This window comes from Peribacillus sp. FSL M8-0224, assembly GCF_038003055.1.
Taxonomy (GTDB): domain Bacteria; phylum Bacillota; class Bacilli; order Bacillales; family DSM-1321; genus Peribacillus; species Peribacillus frigoritolerans.
In genome coordinates this window covers 1-16,061 of sequence record NZ_JBBOOJ010000001.1, presented here as the reverse complement: position 1 = coordinate 16,061, position 16,061 = coordinate 1, and the positions used below count along the sequence as shown (strand labels likewise).

17 protein-coding genes are annotated in these 16,061 nt (G+C 38.8%); 5 read left to right on the top strand and 12 right to left on the bottom strand.

Annotated features, from left to right (window positions below):
• Positions 1-221: 221 nt before the first annotated feature.
• Both MKX49_RS00085 and MKX49_RS00080 read right to left on the bottom strand, forming a co-directional pair.
• Entirely contained in the window at positions 222-407 is a 186-nt protein-coding gene (locus MKX49_RS00085; RefSeq protein WP_340874155.1) for a hypothetical protein, read from the bottom strand.
• 154 nt (positions 408-561) lie between these two features.
• Positions 562-1,401 (bottom strand): YitT family protein, encoded by an 840-nt coding sequence (locus tag MKX49_RS00080; RefSeq protein WP_034305961.1) that lies wholly within the window; start codon positions 1,399-1,401, stop codon positions 562-564.
• A gap of 424 nt (positions 1,402-1,825) precedes the next feature.
• Between MKX49_RS00080 and bioF the strand changes: the two genes are divergently transcribed.
• From bioF to bioC, 3 genes are read left to right on the top strand one after another with little or no spacing between them, the layout of a single operon-like run.
• On the top strand, positions 1,826-3,025 hold the full coding sequence (gene bioF, locus MKX49_RS00075; RefSeq protein ID WP_340874154.1) for an 8-amino-7-oxononanoate synthase: 1,200 nt from the start codon (positions 1,826-1,828) through the stop codon (positions 3,023-3,025).
• Entirely contained in the window at positions 3,022-3,771 is a 750-nt protein-coding gene (locus MKX49_RS00070) for an alpha/beta fold hydrolase (RefSeq protein ID WP_340874153.1), read from the top strand. Before bioF ends, MKX49_RS00070 begins: the two co-directional genes overlap by 4 nt.
• Entirely contained in the window at positions 3,761-4,576 is an 816-nt protein-coding gene (gene bioC, locus MKX49_RS00065; RefSeq protein WP_289348639.1) for a malonyl-ACP O-methyltransferase BioC, read from the top strand. Before MKX49_RS00070 ends, bioC begins: the two co-directional genes overlap by 11 nt.
• 168 nt (positions 4,577-4,744) lie before the next feature.
• On the opposite strand, the gene MKX49_RS00060 is transcribed toward bioC, so the two are convergent.
• The 4 genes from MKX49_RS00060 to MKX49_RS00045 form a co-directional block, all read right to left on the bottom strand.
• Entirely contained in the window at positions 4,745-5,422 is a 678-nt protein-coding gene (locus MKX49_RS00060; RefSeq protein ID WP_340874152.1) for an ABC transporter ATP-binding protein, read from the bottom strand.
• Positions 5,419-6,525: an ABC transporter permease gene (locus tag MKX49_RS00055; RefSeq protein ID WP_340874151.1), complete on the bottom strand. Its 1,107-nt coding sequence runs from the start codon at positions 6,523-6,525 to the stop codon at positions 5,419-5,421. Before MKX49_RS00055 ends, MKX49_RS00060 begins: the two co-directional genes overlap by 4 nt.
• A gap of 98 nt (positions 6,526-6,623) precedes the next feature.
• Positions 6,624-8,003 (bottom strand): sensor histidine kinase, encoded by a 1,380-nt coding sequence (locus MKX49_RS00050; protein WP_340874150.1) that lies wholly within the window; start codon positions 8,001-8,003, stop codon positions 6,624-6,626.
• The gene (locus MKX49_RS00045; protein WP_053533625.1) at positions 8,000-8,677 is read right to left on the bottom strand and encodes a response regulator transcription factor; all 678 of its coding nucleotides are present in this window, start codon (positions 8,675-8,677) and stop codon (positions 8,000-8,002) included. Before MKX49_RS00045 ends, MKX49_RS00050 begins: the two co-directional genes overlap by 4 nt.
• Before the next feature lie 320 nt (positions 8,678-8,997).
• Here MKX49_RS00045 and MKX49_RS00040 point away from each other — a divergent pair, with 320 nt between their 5' ends.
• Positions 8,998-9,975 (top strand): bile acid:sodium symporter family protein, encoded by a 978-nt coding sequence (locus MKX49_RS00040; protein WP_340874149.1) that lies wholly within the window; start codon positions 8,998-9,000, stop codon positions 9,973-9,975.
• Between the two features lie 828 nt (positions 9,976-10,803).
• Entirely contained in the window at positions 10,804-12,060 is a 1,257-nt protein-coding gene (locus MKX49_RS00035) for a DUF445 domain-containing protein (RefSeq protein WP_340874148.1), read from the top strand.
• A gap of 213 nt (positions 12,061-12,273) precedes the next feature.
• Here the strand turns inward: MKX49_RS00035 and MKX49_RS00030 are convergent, their stop codons facing one another.
• The 6 genes from MKX49_RS00030 to MKX49_RS00005 all read right to left on the bottom strand — a co-directional run.
• Positions 12,274-12,465 carry a hypothetical protein gene (locus MKX49_RS00030; protein ID WP_057278530.1) on the bottom strand — a complete coding sequence of 64 codons (192 nt, stop codon included), beginning with the start codon at positions 12,463-12,465 and terminating at the stop codon, positions 12,274-12,276.
• A 300-nt stretch (positions 12,466-12,765) separates the two neighbouring features.
• Positions 12,766-12,984, bottom strand: coding sequence for a hypothetical protein (locus tag MKX49_RS00025; protein WP_318292586.1), 219 nt, complete (start codon positions 12,982-12,984; stop codon positions 12,766-12,768).
• Positions 12,985-13,008: 24 nt separating this feature from the next.
• The gene (locus MKX49_RS00020) at positions 13,009-13,284 is read right to left on the bottom strand and encodes a hypothetical protein (RefSeq protein WP_072272337.1); all 276 of its coding nucleotides are present in this window, start codon (positions 13,282-13,284) and stop codon (positions 13,009-13,011) included.
• Positions 13,285-13,391: 107 nt separating this feature from the next.
• On the bottom strand, positions 13,392-13,781 hold the full coding sequence (locus tag MKX49_RS00015) for a hypothetical protein (protein ID WP_340874147.1): 390 nt from the start codon (positions 13,779-13,781) through the stop codon (positions 13,392-13,394).
• A 148-nt stretch (positions 13,782-13,929) separates the two neighbouring features.
• Positions 13,930-14,952 carry an ADP-ribosylglycohydrolase family protein gene (locus tag MKX49_RS00010; protein ID WP_340874146.1) on the bottom strand — a complete coding sequence of 341 codons (1,023 nt, stop codon included), beginning with the start codon at positions 14,950-14,952 and terminating at the stop codon, positions 13,930-13,932.
• 16 nt (positions 14,953-14,968) lie between these two features.
• Positions 14,969-16,061, bottom strand: a 1,093-nt coding sequence (locus MKX49_RS00005) for an ADP-ribosyltransferase (RefSeq protein WP_340874144.1), incomplete at its 5' end; no start/stop codon positions are given.

Sequence of the window (16,061 nt, the reverse complement as noted above, 5' to 3'; positions counted from 1 at the left end):
AACATTGCAAACGTTTACATTTATGCGCTTTATATTACCACCAAATTCCATACTTTACAATAAAATTGTAGTATATTGTAAAAAAAGGATGTTAAGAACTCTCTTAATCTAATTATATGATTCAGAAACCTTTGATTATTCCTTTATCCGATTATTTATTGTACGGGCATTTTCATTCCCGGCATTATACAAAAAAGGGAAACCCGTCGGTCCCCCTCTTTTCACTTCAATATCATCTTCACATTGGAAGGACCGTATTCATCCTTCAATTCATAATATTTATCGCTTGCTTGTCCAAATTCCTTAAACACACCGCTAATGATCAATTCATTCGTTTCCTTATCAACGACACTGTACTTGATTTTGCTTTTCCCAAACTTTCTGTCATCCACTTTTAAAAGGATCATCTTGGACACCTCCACATTTAATGGCTGCACTCCTCAGGGTGTGTGGTTTCTTACTTACATAATATAACAAATTATTCAGAATTTATAGATTTTTCGCCATGCAAAATAAAAAAGCCTAATTAGGCCTTTTCATTTCGCTTATACATTATTACCATCAGGACTTCGAGATATCCAGGAAACCTTCACCGAATACGTCCCGAACATCATGTATGGCTATAAAAGCATTGCTATCCGTTGACTGCACTATTCTCTTTAACTTTAGTACCTCTTGCTTACTTATAACGATATATAAAATATCCTTGGATTCTTTTGTATAGTATCCATGACCACTAAAAACAGTGACCCCCCGGTCCATCAATTCGGTTACTTGTTTTGCAATCTGGTCCGCTTCTTTTGAAATGATGGTAATCGCTTTTTTCGGATTCAATCCCTCAATGATGAATTCCATCGTTTTTGTTCCAATATAAAGCATTAGTATAGTGAGCATCAGACCTTCTGCGCCAATGATGAAATAAGATGAGAACGCAACGATTAAATCGAAAAACAGAAGTCCGTAGCTTAAGCTCCATCCCAAATACTTATTCGTAATTCGGGCAAGGATCGTCGTACCGGCAGTAGTTCCTCCAACACGAATGATCATGCCAATACCTGCACCGGCAAAAACCCCGCCAAATATCGCATTGATGACCAATTCATCTGAAGATATCGTCCAACTTTCGGTTAAATGAAGGAAAAGTGAATTAAAGGCAACGGCTACGATTGTATATACCGTTGTCATTTTCGACAAAAATTTATAACCGACAATGAGCAGGACAGCGTTAATGATCAAACTTAACAGCCCTGGTGACCATTCAAAAAGATAAAACAGAATGATGGTTATCCCCGTGACTCCTCCCTCACCAAGCTCATTGGGAATGACGAAAAGATTTATTGCCAAAGCGAAAATAAAAGCTCCTATTAATATAAAGAAAACATCCAAAGAAATCTTTTTCATATTTATACCCTTCCTTTATGTAATGGTTAATGTGAATTCTGTTAAATTTCACTGCTCTATAGTAACATGGAATTCCATTTAATCCTTCAAAGATTTCAAGGTTTAACAAAAAGACTACCTTGAAAGTTAGATTATCTTCAATGAACGAGCTTAATACATAAAGGCACCAATTTCATTAAGCTCTTTTATACATTAGCTTAACAAAACCGCCTCCCGATTCCCCTTAAACTTATTTTTTATGGTTAGATACATATCTAAATAATCTACCAGCCTTTTCCGACCCTTGAATTCTCCCAGATTAATGGATCATTACTTTATTCTCATGCTCTTTTTCAAAGCTTGACAGTTTCATTGAGTCATGATTAGAATATTTTATATGTTAACCTATATTAATTTTAGTTAACATATAAAAAGGAGAATGTCCATGCACAGTGAAAAACGTTTACCTTGTTGGGAAGAAAAAATAAAAAAAGAACTGGCTCATTTAGAAGAGATTTCGCAAAAGCGTGAACTCGTATCAACCGAATGTGCCGAGCAGCCTTGGCTTACGATAAACGGGTGCAGGATGCTTAATCTAGCTTCTAATAACTATTTAGGATATGCAGGAGATGAGCGGCTGAAAAAGGCTATGGTTGATGCCGTACATACATATGGTGCAGGAGCAACGGCTTCACGTTTAATTGTTGGCAATCATCCTCTTTACGAGCAGGCGGAACAAGCTCTTATCAATTGGAAGAAGGCCGAAGCAGGACTCATCATCAACAGTGGATATAACGCGAACCTTGGAATAATCTCCACCCTGCTGTCCCGTAACGATATTATTTATAGCGATAAATTGAATCATGCAAGCATTGTCGATGGAGCTCTTTTAAGCAGAGCAAAGCATATACGCTATCGTCATAATGATTTAGATCATTTAGAAGCATTTTTGAAAAAATCACCGATTGAAGCACGTAAATTAATCGTGACGGATACGGTCTTCAGCATGGATGGTGACTTCGCTTATCTTGAAGACCTAGTTCTGTTAAAGGAACGTTATAACGCAATGTTAATGACAGATGAAGCACATGGAAGCGGCATTTACGGTAAAAACGGTGAAGGCTATGCCGGTCATCTCCATCTTCAAAATAAAATAGATATCCAAATGGGAACATTCAGTAAAGCGCTTGGTTCATTCGGGGCCTACGTTGTCGGGAAAGAATGGCTCATCGACTATTTAAAAAATCGCATGCGCGGATTCATCTATTCAACTGCACTTCCCCCTGCCATACTCGGTGCTATAAAAACAGCGATTGAACTTGTACAGCAAGAACCGGAACGCCGCTCACTGCTCCAAACACATTCAGAATACTTTAGAGAAGAACTCACAAATTACGGGTTTAACATTTGCGGAAGCCGATCACAAATTGTTCCTATCGTCATCGGAGAAAACGAAAAAGCGATGGAATTTGCTGCACGTTTGCAAAAAGAAGGAATTGCCGCTATTGCTGTCAGGCCGCCGACCGTTCCTGAAAATGAAGCGAGAATCCGGTTTACCGTAACGGCTCTCCACGATAAAAAAGATCTTGATTGGGCCGTTCAAAAAGTTTCGATCATTGGAAAAGAAATGGGTGTTGTTGAATGAAGCAGCCTAATTTAGTCGTGCTTCCTGGCTGGGGAATGGAAAAAGAGGCGTTTCAACCGTTAATCAAACCGCTGTCAGAACTATTTCACCTTTCATTTATAGATTGGAGAGATATGAAGGCACTAAATGACTTTGAAGAACGGGTCATAAACACAATCGCTTCCATCGATGGTCCTGTTTATTTATTGGGCTGGTCATTAGGATCACTAGTATCACTTGAACTTTCAAGTTCTTTTCGAGAAAGAATAAAAGGTTTTATCCTTTTTGGCGCAACAAGTCGGTTCACTACAGGAGAAAATTATTCATTTGGCTGGGATCCGCGAATGGTCGAGCGCATGAAGAAACAACTGCCGCGCAATAAAGAGAAGACTTTGACTTCCTTCTATGAAGCGATGTTTTCCGATGCTGAAAAAGAAGCAGGTTTTTATCATCAATTCACCAAGACCATTCAAAGCGAGTTTCATGGAGATGATGTGTTTTCGCTTCTGATTGGTTTGGATTATTTACTTCAGAAAGATGCTCGAGCAAGACTCGACCGGATTGAAGCCCCCTTTTTAATGCTTCATGGGAGGGAAGACAAAATTTGTCCACTTGAAGCTTCATCTTTCATTAAAGAGAATTTGGGAGGGAAAGCCGAGGTTCGTATTATCGAAGGTGCTGGTCATATTCCATTTTTCACAAAACCAGAGGAATGTATGGAGCATATAAAAACATTTATTCAAAAGGAGTACGTTCATGATAGATAAACGATTGTTAAGCAAGCGATTCAGTGAACACGCGCAAACATATGATGCGTATGCCAATGTTCAAAAAAACATGGCAAAGCAATTAGTGGATTTGCTTCCTCAAAAAAACACCAATCATAAAATCAATATTCTTGAAATCGGCTGCGGCACCGGTTACTTAACCAGGTTACTCGTCAAAACATTCCCTAATGCCGCCATTACGGCTGTTGATTTGGCACCCGGTATGGTTGAAGTGGCAAAAGGATTGACAAAGGAAGACCGTGTTACATTTTTATGTACGGACATCGAAGAAATGGCGCTAAATGAAAATTACGACTTGATTATTTCCAATGCAACGTTTCAATGGCTGAATGATATTCCTGCAACCCTTGAAAAACTTTTTACACGATTAACGGCGGAAGGAAGCCTGATATTTTCAACGTTCGGAATAGATACCTTTCAAGAGCTTCATAGATCATATGAACAAGCGAAAGAAAAGCTTCAACTTTCCATGGATAGTTCACCAGGCCAAACGTTTTACACTCTGGAAGAATTATCCCAAGTTTGCGAAGCAGCAATCCCCTATTCAGCAGCAGCTCCAATCGAGATTACAAAAATAGAAAAGCTTGAACTGGAGTACTTTCAGACAGTACGTGAATTTTTCACTTCAATCAAAAAGATTGGCGCTGCTAACAGCAACAAAGAAAACTACTGCCAGCGCCCTTCCTTTTTTCGAGAGTTAATCAACATATACGACACAGAATACCGAAATGATTCAGGTGTGAAAGCAACCTATCACTGCTTGTTCTTTAAAATAAAAAATTGATTAATCCGCAGATAACCATCTGGGATTATACATAATCGCAAATCGTTTATATAAAGTAACGACTAGTATTCCATCCGCTTACTGTCGGTTAACCATCCCCTTCATGCAATTCAGTCCACCGCCACTCCTAATTCCTTTGGAGAGGCGGCGGACTTTTTACGTATAACTTCATCCAAATACCTTGCCATCCGTAATATTGACCACTCGATCACATAAATCCAACATTCTTTCATCGTGGGTGACCATGATGGCCGCTTTATTTCTTGATTTCACCTCATGTGCAAGCATTTCAACAACATCCCTGCCTCTTTTGGAATCAAGACTTGCGGTTGGTTCATCCGCTAAAATGATTTCTGGATCATTCATCAGCGAACGGGCGATTGCTACCCGCTGCCGCTCACCGCCCGACAGTGCTTCTGGCAGGTGACCTGCCCGATGGCCAAGTCCAAGGTGGCTAAGCAATTCGTCCGCTTTTTTCACAGTTGTTTTATCTCGCTTGCCGATCAATTCAGAAAGCAGCAGAAGCTGATCTCGTACGGAGAGATATGGCACAAGATTCGACGATTGGAATACAAACCCGATCTTTTCAAGGCGCACCCGAGTCAATTCTTTTGGGGAGAGTGTTGTTATATCCTCACCATTCAGCAGTAAGCGGCCTTTGCTCGGGGATAGTAACGCACCTGCTATTGAAAGGAAAGTACTTTTTCCTGAGCCCGAAGGACCCACAATCGCGACGAATTCCCCCGCTCTTACATTCAGGGAAATATCATCAAGGGCTATTACCTTATTATCGCCTTCCCCATAAACCTTACTGACGTTTTCAAATAATAGTTTATCCCCCATCATGATACCCTCCCTATTGCTTCGATCGCATCTATCTTCGCTACTCGGTATAGTGATAGCAGCGAACCCAATACGGATACAGCCAAAAGTAACACGGAATATTTAATGACCAAATCGGCACTCAATTCAAATGGCATTCCTTCTGGCATGATTAAAGTGACGCCGTATGTCAGGGCAACACTGATGGCTATGCATGTCACGGCAAGCAGCATTACTTGACCAACGATGCTTTTTGCCAGGTAGCCCGTATTGGCCCCGAGTGCTTTAAGGACTCCAAATTGATTCGTCTTCTGCAAGGTAATCACATAAAAGAATACGGCCAAAACGAAAGCTGCGATGACAAACAAGAAGGCAATCATCATCGTCAACGTCCCCTGTTCCTCTTTGTAGCCTGGTATACTCTGAAGTGATTCTTCTTTCGAAATGAGCGTTAATCCTTCAGGCAATGATTCACGTACATTCACTTCTGCCTTCGAATCCATTTGCACGGCTATTGTGCTGATTGAGTCTTTTCCGTGATTTCTCAATCCAGGATTAATCTCCTGCCACCCCTTAACATTCATGTAAACTGCCGGTGTATGGCTATAAGACTGCTTTTCAGTAAAACCAACAATGGTGAAAACATTACCAGATAGGTCATCTTTGAGTGAATCACCCAATTTATAACCGACTTCTTTTAAAGAACGATCTGCAACGACTTCACCTTGTTCCTTATTGTCATAGCTCGTTCCTTCTATGACCTTCGGTGCTAAAATCCCACTGGCATCGGTCGCAAAAATCGTGACATCCGTTTTCTCCGAAGAGCTGACTTTATTCAATGTGATCATCATTTGCCCAAGTCCTTCGGCTGCTTTAACATCCGATATAGCCCGGATTTCATCCAGCTTTTCCATCGATATGATCGATCGATTCAATTTATTTTTAGAGTCATGCTCCATAACGAAATAGTCAGCCTTCATGTTTTGTATGGATGAGGCATTATCTGAAGAAAGTCCATTAGCTAATCCTGAAATGATAAAGACAAGCAAAGCGACCAATATCATGATCAGTCCAATCAGCAGATAACGTAATTTGGAATGCTTTAGTTCACGTATTGCCAAAAACATCATTTCATCTCCCATTACTTTTGTTTACCGATCAAGTCCTGTTTGATCGGTATGACCCGATTGTAAACAATCAATATGAATGGAAGATGAACAACTGATTACATAAGGGGCAGCCGTATATAAAAGGTGGTCCCTTTACCAAGTTCGCTTTGAACTTCGATCGTTCCCCCATGAAGATCAACCGTCTTCTTCGTAATCGAAAGTCCTAATCCGCTTCCGGTTTCACTCCGGTTCCTCACTTTGTCGACTTTATAAAAGCGATCAAGGATATAAGGAAGGTCTTCTTCTGGAATTCCGATGCCCGTATCCGCGATCATCACTTCAACAGTACTGTCTATTCTTTTAATCCGAATATTGATTGAACTGCCGCTTTCCGAGTATTTAATGCTATTGGTTATCAAATTCGTCCAAACTTGATTTAAAAGTTTCTCATCTGCAGAAATGACGGTGGACGGCAAATCCATTTCGATCACCATATCCTTTTCCCGCCAATTCCATTCCAGCATGAACAACACCTGCCGGATTTGCTGCGCTAAATCAAACGTTGACCGCTGCAGCGGATCATCTACTTTATCCAACGAAGCAAGCATGAGCAGCTGTTTGCTTAACGACGACATGCGCCTGCTTTCTTTTTCAATGATGGATAAGTACTGATTTCTTTGTTCCTTTGTTAATTCCTCCGATTGGAGGGTTTGGGAAAAACCTTGGATGGATGCAAGCGGAGATTGAATTTCATGAGATACATTCGATACGAACTCCTGCCTCATATCATCCAACCGCTGTATGCTTTGAGTCATTTTCGAGAAATGCTGTGCCAAGTCCCCTATTTCATCGCTTCGGGAGACATTCAATTCACTACTATAATCCCCATCGGCGATTCTTTTTGTAGCCTCCGTTAATTTCGTAATCGGCTTAACGATGAAACGCGTATTAATGATCACAAATAAAAAACTGAGAAGTAGCGTCAGTACGAGCAAAACTGCAAGGAAAAAGCGAAATTCGCCAAACTGCAGCTCTATATTGGGCCTTACAAACAATGCATACTTTTCGCCATTCACGGTCATCGGGACCCCAATGCTATTAATTAATACATCTTCAAAAAACCCCGTAATAAATAACCCATTATTATAATTGGCGATCCCTTGATAGATATTCCCATTCAAGACTCCGGAAATCGTGTCACGGTCCAAATTCGTTTCCCGAAACGGCTCACCATATAAAGTTCCTTCACCCTGCTCATTAAATAGATACATTTGATAGTGCAATCCTGCAATATGATTTAAATACGCATCAATATCCTGATCAGGATTCTCCTCATATAAAGAGACGATCTCATTTGCGACTTTGCTTATCTTCTCACCATTGTTGGGTTTTTGAACCTTATGATAATAGACATTGGAAATTAAAAAAGCGATGACACTGGCAAGCACCATGATCAAAATGGTTTGAATAACTATCCTGAAATAAAGTGTTTTCACTTCTTGTTGACCTCCAGTTTATAACCTAAGCCACGGACAGTCGTTATGACAAAGTCATCTGTCCGGCCGGCAAAACGTTCCCTCAACCGTTTAATATGGACATCAACCGTTCGATCGTCCCCTGCAAAATCAGCACCCCAAACCAGTTCAATAAGCTGCTCACGCGTAAAGACCTGATCAGGAAAACTCCCCAGCTGGGCCAGCAGCTCAAATTCCTTAAGGGGCAGGAGCAGCGTATTCCCCTTTATTCGCACTTCGTAACTTTTACGGTCAATCACCGTTTGATTCAATGAGATGGATTCAGAATTCACCATACGGTATCTTCGCAATAGCGCTTTTATCCGAAATAGAAGCTCCCTTGGCTCAAACGGCTTCACGAGGTAATCATCCGTACCCGCAAAGTACCCCTTTTCCTTATCGATAAGTTGATCTTTAGCTGTCAATAAAATGACGGGCAGATCATATTGATCCCGGATTTCCTTACAAAGATCCAGTCCGTTTTTATACGGCATCATTATATCGACAACAGCCAGATGGATCCGTTCCTTCTCCAGTAACAAGGAAGCTTCATTACCGTCCTTCGCTTCCGATACCATGTACCCTTCCTTTTCCAAGTGAAATTTAAGCAACTCCCGAATATGCCGATCATCATCCGCAATTAATATATGTATCAAAGAAACCACATCTCCACTTCTTTTATAGCCCTGGCTAAACATACAATAGCAATAATTAAACCTGTAAAACAACAAATACTAATTCAATTTCCGGTTCCTTATAAACTAGTTTGCCACTAATATACAGCACCCTCTTATTTTTTTAAAAAAATAAAGTCAAAAGCGGACAGAATCTAAAAACCCTGTCCGCTTTTTTCCTATAGTGAATCGTCATATTTACACTAGTTCAGCTCTATTGATATTTTTATTGCTTAAAAGGGTTTTAAATATTCTGAATATAAATTATAATTGTTTTATTTTAAAACATCTAGGAGGTCACTATGGGAGTAGTAGAGAAAATCAGCGGATTTGCTGGTAAAACGTTTACCTTATGGGTCATTTTATTTGCAGTTATTGCGTATATCTTACCTAATCAGTTTATATGGATTGGAGACTATATTGTTCCATTACTAGGAATTGTCATGTTTGGCATGGGACTTACATTATCAGCAGCGGATTTTAAAGAAGTATTCCGACGGCCAAAAGAGGTCGCACTAGGGGTAGCAGGTCATTTTATCATTATGCCCTTATTGGCATTCGGATTAGCAATAGGGTTCGATTTGCCCAAAGAAGTCGCTGTTGGTGTTATTTTGGTAGGATGTTGCCCTAGTGGAACGGCTTCAAATGTCATGGTGTTTCTTGCGAGAGGAAATGTTGCGCTTGCAGTTGCCATTGCTTCTGTTTCCACTATTCTAGCGCCTATCGTAACGCCCCTGCTTATTCTGCTCTTGGCAAGTAAATGGGTCAACATCAGTATTGGGTCATTATTCTTTTCGATCATTCAAGTGGTGATTATCCCACTGATACTAGGATTTCTTGTTAAAAAGTTTTTCGGCAAACAGGCAGAGGCCGGTGCAAAGGCTTTACCTCTAGTATCTGTCATTTCCATCGTTCTGATCGTATCTGCCGTAGTAGCTGGCAGCCAAGATCAGCTGGCTAAAACAGGTTTGCTGATTTTTGCAGTAGTCGTTCTTCATAATGTTCTTGGTTTTTTACTCGGCTTCTTCTTTGCTCGTTTATGCGGGATGGATTTAGCTAAACAGAAAGCTGTTGCAATGGAGGTCGGTATGCAGAACTCTGGTTTAGGTGTAGCCATAGCAACAGCCCACTTCTCGCCTTTGGCCGCTGTTCCAAGTGCCATTTTCAGTGTTTGGCATAACATATCAGGTTCCGTTCTGGCCTATATCTTCAGTCTCATGAAAGATAAAAAAAATTTAGGCACCGATAAAAATAATTCGATAAAAACAGACGCATCATAATATGTTGGAGATGAACAAAAAAATGCTTTTCAGTAAATGAATAAAAAAAGCCGATTGAGTGAATCGGCTCAGACTGTAGACAAACTCGATGAAAATCGAGTTTGTCTATTTTTATGGCTTGTACAATTTGGACGTTGATTGGAACGTAGGGCACTCGCTTTCCGCTGGCGGTCGGGAGCCTCCTCGGCTTTCGCCTGCGGGGTCTCCCCTAGACGCGCTTTTCCCGCAGGAGTCTCGTACCTTCCGTTCCAATCAACTTTGTCTTACCTTTTAGATAGAACACTTTTGCCTGGAGTCATTTTTGTTTTAAAGTAGAAGTATTAAAACTTGAGGTGATGAGGAGGCTTTCTAAACATGATTCTATTCAGCGAGATCAACTTGAAATAATTACTTTAGATCAACTGGTGCCACCGAACCATTTGGTTCGTAAAATGGAGGCTGCCATTAATTTAAAGAAGATGGTCAATTGGGCATGGCGAGGTCCAAAAATGGCCTAACATGTGGGCTCGTAGAGCCGCAATCTCTTAACCTTAGGAGAAAATTCAAAGGGAATTTCAAAAGGGGTTCAGAATTTTTTAATTCCGAACCCCTTTTGTCTACAAACTGAGCCGATTGAGTGAATCGGCTTTTTTTGTGCATTTATCATCAGAATATTGAACATTAAAGGGAAAATGACAATATTCAATGCCCAAAAATAATGAACTTACTGCCTTGTTGTGGTTATTTTTTTGTACTACCTGCTATACTACTAGATGAAAGTAAGTTATAAAATTTGCTAATGATTCGGTTTATAGTAATTGACTATCATTTTAAGGATGAGGGAATATAATGTCACCAAAAATAAAATCTTCAAGAAAAATAGCTAGATATTCACTAATTATCATGGGGGCGGGTTATATTGCAACCACTCCATTTCAAGGTACATTGCCTTTAGATTTATTACATGGAGGGTTTGAGGCTGGTTTAGTCGGCGGATTGGCAGATTGGTTTGCAGTCACTGCATTATTCCGCCATCCGCTTGGATTACCAATCCCCCATACAGCGCTTTTGCCCAACAATCGTAAAAGAATGACAAATGCACTTGTTTCGATGCTAAAAAACGACTGGCTTTCTAAGGAAAGCATTCAGGACAAAGTAAAACATATTCCTTTTACTGAAAAATTGATCCCTATTTTAGGAAAAGAGATTCAAAGTGATACTTTTAGAAAAGTCCTGATTAAACTGATCAAGCAAATGATTGGTTATATAGATATAGAAAAGATTACGCCTTTCGTTGCAAAAAAAATTAAAGCATCACTTTCTGGCATAGACATGAGCAAGATTCTACATTTAGTAAGTTCAGAGTTACTTAACGAAGAGTTTGATAAGAAGGCTTTGGATCATGTTTTGAAAAAAGCTGAAGATTGGTTAGGAAAAAAAGAAACCAGTCACCGACTTGGCACTGTTTCCATGGATGTACTCAGCAAGATTGAACTGGAAGGTATGCTTCAGTTCGCCGTTAAGTCCATTCAAAGTCTACTTAACGAAGAGAAACTTGGGAATATCATCCAAAACCTGCTATTAAGTGTCGTAAATAATTTACAAAACGAGAAAGAACCAAATAGAGAGGCTTTAATCTTATATATCAGGAAAGAGATACAAGGCATTAACCATAACCGGGAACTGTTAGAAGGAGTTGAAAAATGGAAAAAACAACTTCTGACAAAATGGGAGCCTGAGGCGACAATAGAGGGAAGCCTAAAACAAATTAAACAAGAAGCATTGGTTTTCGTCGAAGAAGAACACTTCATGGATACTTACCTGACTCCAATGATTCATCATATACTGGACAATATTAAGGAAAATAGCACCCGCATCGATCAATGGATACAGAAACAAATTACTGTTCTCATTGAAAAAAATCATACGCAAATCGGCAATCTTGTACAAGAAAACTTAGATAAGCTAGACAACGAAACGCTGATTGATATGATGGAAAACGGTGTTGGAAAAGACTTGCAATGGATTCGGGTGAACGGGGCGGTCTGTGGTTTTATCATAGGGCTTATCCTAACAGGTGCACAGGCTTTGCTTAAGCTATTATAATCCAGGCATAACGGTAGAATACTGTCGCTACCAAATCAACTGGGACTGATTCGTTTTTCTGAAAATGAAGAGATAAACAAAAAGCCAGCCAAGGTTTTCATGAAACACCTCGGCTAGCTTTTCCTTTTTCATATTAACATGTTTGCATCAATAAACTTAGATTACAGGTACACATATAAATCAAAGTTCCACTTAAAGTAGGGCTTCAATTAACTAAGGGTTGGATTGCTGATCACTAAGCCAGCCATCAATATGATCTAAATTAAAAATCAACAAGTTATCGATGGGTCTGAGATGGGGGATCTTTTTATTCAATATTAGATCATTGATTTCCTCTTCGGTAATTGGATAATTTACCGACTCAAGGTAAATCATCAAACTTTTTATACCATAGGCCTTTCTCATTTAATCACCTCCCACCAAATTCTCCTTATTCAACATAAAGAAAACTTAGTGCTAGATATTAAATGAAAGACCGCTTAATTCTTAATACCCACTTTTTGAAGAAATAATCGCTTTTACTTTATGTAGGGCTTTAAATCAGGAAATTAAACTAATGAATAGGGTTCCCTCTCCTCGATTATCTCCACTTCATCCCATATTACAGATTTAGAGTACATATATTTATCTGTCCGTTCAAAACCCATCCTTTTAGCAAGTTCAGTGTTTGTTGTATCCAACAATACTTTGCCAGTTCTTCTTTCTTCAGATGCTGGAAACACCTCTCCCTGCCTTTGAATTTATCTTAAATAAATCTACCTCTTCTACAGAAACATTTTTTATATAGATATTTTCATCTAAATGCTTGAAACCTTGAGATAGATCAGCATATTTATTACTTATTAACCTTATAGACTTATCTTCCAGTAGACTAAAACTATACTCGCTACCATTATGTATTGCATACTTTCCTTTTCTTATCATAGGTTCCTCCATTTTCAAACTTTATCAAGCATGGAATAATTCTCTATTTAATTTTTCAGCTTTATGTAATTCTCCTAATAACGGATTTAGATAGTCATTATAACTATCCATATAAGCCCTTACGCCGCCAATAATATTCACTTCTCTTATATCTTCATTATTCTCCATTACATCCAATGCATTCTTATATCTAATATATATAAGTTGAAAAACGCCGCTAGTAATTTCATTACTATAATCTTTTTCAAGATTATTTATCACAACTTTTAATTGATCGATTAACTGCTTTTTCTTATCCATTTCATCTTCCTATCTACTCGCCTATAAAGGAGACCCTTAACAAAACAGTTCCAAAACTCATTAGAGGGGATAGTACAATAAATATAATCGCGTTTGAAATGAAGAAATTAATCTAATGAATAAGGTTTCCTCTCCTCGATTATCTCCACTTCATCCCATTTTACAGATTTAGAGTACATATATTTATCTGTCCGTTCAAATCCCATCCTTTTAGCAAGTTCAGTGTTTGTTGTATCCAACAATACTTTTCCGGTTTTTCTTTCATCAGATGCTGGAAACACCTCTCCCTTATATACAGCATAGGGATTAATAGAATATAATTCTTTAACTTCATTTACACCTACTATTTTCGTGTAAATATTTTTTTTATAATATGTAAAGCCATTCTCCATATCTTTTTTATCATTGCTAATTAATTCAATAGCTTCCACTGTATCAGATTCTATGAATCTATACTCTCTCCCATCATAGATTGTATACTCACCTTTTCTTATCATTTTCCCACTCCATTATTTAATTTCCCATCACCAATAATAAACTGCTTCGCTTCCCGTTTAACATAGCATAAACTGTGCTCAGGACATAAAAAAACCCTATAAAGGACTTTTATAGGGCGTTTCTTATGTTTATATGAGGGGTTTTACTTCAATCCCCATACTCTTCTTTAATTGCTTTATCTGCACAAAATCTATGGAATTGCTCAATTAATTTATCAATATCTTCTTTTCTTGTGATTTTCTCAAGCCATTCTTTTGGGATGTCATCCATTTTATAGTACATACCTGCCATTGTCCCTGTAATGGCACCTACTGTATCCGTATCATCCCCTAGATTCACTGCTTTTAAAACGGCATCGCTAAACGAATTTGAATTTCCTAAGCACCAAATGGCTGCTTCCAACGTATGAACGACATAACCATCTGACTGAATTTCTTCATGTGGTAATGAAAAGAAATCTTCCTCAAAAATCCTTGAATAGGATTGCAGCTCTTTTTGGTATATATGATCTTTATCAAAATTCTCATCAAAAAGTTCTTTTATTTCCCTTTTTGAAACTTCAGGAGAATTATTATAATAAAGTCTAAGTAAAAACTCGACATAAATAATGGAACCTACCACAGAACGCGGATGAGAATGTGTAACTTCCGTATATTTTTTAATGGTTTGGATTTTTTCAATGAAATTAAAGTTATTAAAAAGGATAAATACCACGGGAGCGATCCTCATCAACGCCCCATTCCCATTATCAAACATGGCATTTCCGCCACATTCTGGTGCCGGGGTTCCATTTCTAAACTTGATTATGGCTTCACTGGTCGTTCTGCCAATATCGAACATTTCATGATGTGGTGTCCAATAACCAGATTCCATATACTGAACGAATTTTTGCATTAGCTCCGCTGAATCGCCTTTTTCAATTAAGTTTTCAATTAAACATAAAGTTAATGAAGTATCATCCGACCAAGTGCCTGGCGGCTGATTATAGGTTCCATATCCCGTTATATCATTAATAGTGAAAGTCCCTCTTTTTTTAAATTCAACTGGGACACCAAGCAAGTCTCCAACAATACCGCCATACAGACTTGGTAACATTCTTTTTTTTAGATTATATCTCAAAAAACTTTTACTATCGTCTTCCCATCTGTCTACCATTCTTCTGCTTGTCATTCATTACACCTACTTTTTAATTAAGTCTTAAGTCTAGTATAAGATGCAATTTACCATTTGCATCTTCATTCGCTTCTTTTATGAACAATTCTTGACCTGCATTGAGAAGTAATTCGGCCTCATCAGGGACGTTACTAATATCGCCGACATAGGCAGCCTTTGCTCCTTGGGGTATATTTATTGTCCATAAAACTTCTTTGTAATCAAAAGAAGATTCTTTTACAATCGCAGTACTAATAAATCCTTCATCTTTAATAGTCTTCCCTATTAAAGATTCAACATCTATATTCCCATATTTATTTATGCTAAAAATACCTTCAAACGGTATAAAGTCAGTTCCTCTATATACCTGCATATTATGTGGAACTGTTGCTTTACTAAGTCCACTTTTAATATCATCAATAACCTGCATATCGATGCCATGTAAAGAATCATCGATTCCTCTTAAATAATTATTAATATATTGATAGTCAATTCCAGTATATTTAATAATAGCCTTTCTTTCACTTTCAGTTAAGGATTTCAACCAATTAGTATAGTTTTTATTACCCCATTCATGAGCTTCGGCTATATTACTAATTGTAGGCGTTGCTTCACTGGCCCCACCTCTAACACTAAATTTCTGCACGAGCTCCTTCACTTTTACTGAATCGGTTTCAAGTCCAACCATATTATGCCCAGCAGGTTGAAGGGATTGTCTGAGAACAGGCATTTTGATTTCACCAATAGCCCGGCCAGCCGCTTTCCCATGAGATACGGCAATTTCCTTAAAGTTTTTTGTTTCATTGGCAATGAAGCGGCCGGTTGTTTTAGCAACCTGCCCGGTGGCTTTACCCACCTTTATCACATTTTCATATGTGGCTTTGCCCATACCGCTGATGATGGCTTGAACCTTCTGAACCTGCTTTTGCGCAAATTCTTTGCTGTAAGGGATGAACTTTGTACCACTTGCTACTTTATCAGCGACCTTGGCCGCACCTGCCACACCGCCGATTCCAAGTGCCATTAACAGCCCGTTCTGGCGCTGTTCCTCGGTTAGCTGGTTGCCGAACATGTCTTTGCCGGTGGCTGCTTCACCGAGGCCGTTGGCTGCGAGGAGTCCGTATATT

Coding starts and splice junctions, on each gene's coding strand:
- MKX49_RS00010 (WP_340874146.1), bottom strand. CDS start 14,952: ATGACAAGCAGAAGAATGGTAGACAGATGGGAAGACGATAGTAAAAGT.
- MKX49_RS00080 (WP_034305961.1), bottom strand. CDS start 1,401: ATGAAAAAGATTTCTTTGGATGTTTTCTTTATATTAATAGGAGCTTTT.
- MKX49_RS00070 (WP_340874153.1), top strand. CDS start 3,022: ATGAAGCAGCCTAATTTAGTCGTGCTTCCTGGCTGGGGAATGGAAAAA.
- MKX49_RS00040 (WP_340874149.1), top strand. CDS start 8,998: ATGGGAGTAGTAGAGAAAATCAGCGGATTTGCTGGTAAAACGTTTACC.
- MKX49_RS00020 (WP_072272337.1), bottom strand. CDS start 13,284: ATGGATAAGAAAAAGCAGTTAATCGATCAATTAAAAGTTGTGATAAAT.
- MKX49_RS00035 (WP_340874148.1), top strand. CDS start 10,804: ATGTCACCAAAAATAAAATCTTCAAGAAAAATAGCTAGATATTCACTA.
- MKX49_RS00060 (WP_340874152.1), bottom strand. CDS start 5,422: ATGATGGGGGATAAACTATTATTTGAAAACGTCAGTAAGGTTTATGGG.
- bioC (WP_289348639.1), top strand. CDS start 3,761: ATGATAGATAAACGATTGTTAAGCAAGCGATTCAGTGAACACGCGCAA.
- MKX49_RS00055 (WP_340874151.1), bottom strand. CDS start 6,525: ATGTTTTTGGCAATACGTGAACTAAAGCATTCCAAATTACGTTATCTG.
- bioF (WP_340874154.1), top strand. CDS start 1,826: ATGCACAGTGAAAAACGTTTACCTTGTTGGGAAGAAAAAATAAAAAAA.
- MKX49_RS00025 (WP_318292586.1), bottom strand. CDS start 12,984: ATGATAAGAAAAGGAAAGTATGCAATACATAATGGTAGCGAGTATAGT.
- MKX49_RS00085 (WP_340874155.1), bottom strand. CDS start 407: ATGATCCTTTTAAAAGTGGATGACAGAAAGTTTGGGAAAAGCAAAATC.
- MKX49_RS00015 (WP_340874147.1), bottom strand. CDS start 13,781: ATGATAAGAAAAGGTGAGTATACAATCTATGATGGGAGAGAGTATAGA.
- MKX49_RS00030 (WP_057278530.1), bottom strand. CDS start 12,465: ATGAGAAAGGCCTATGGTATAAAAAGTTTGATGATTTACCTTGAGTCG.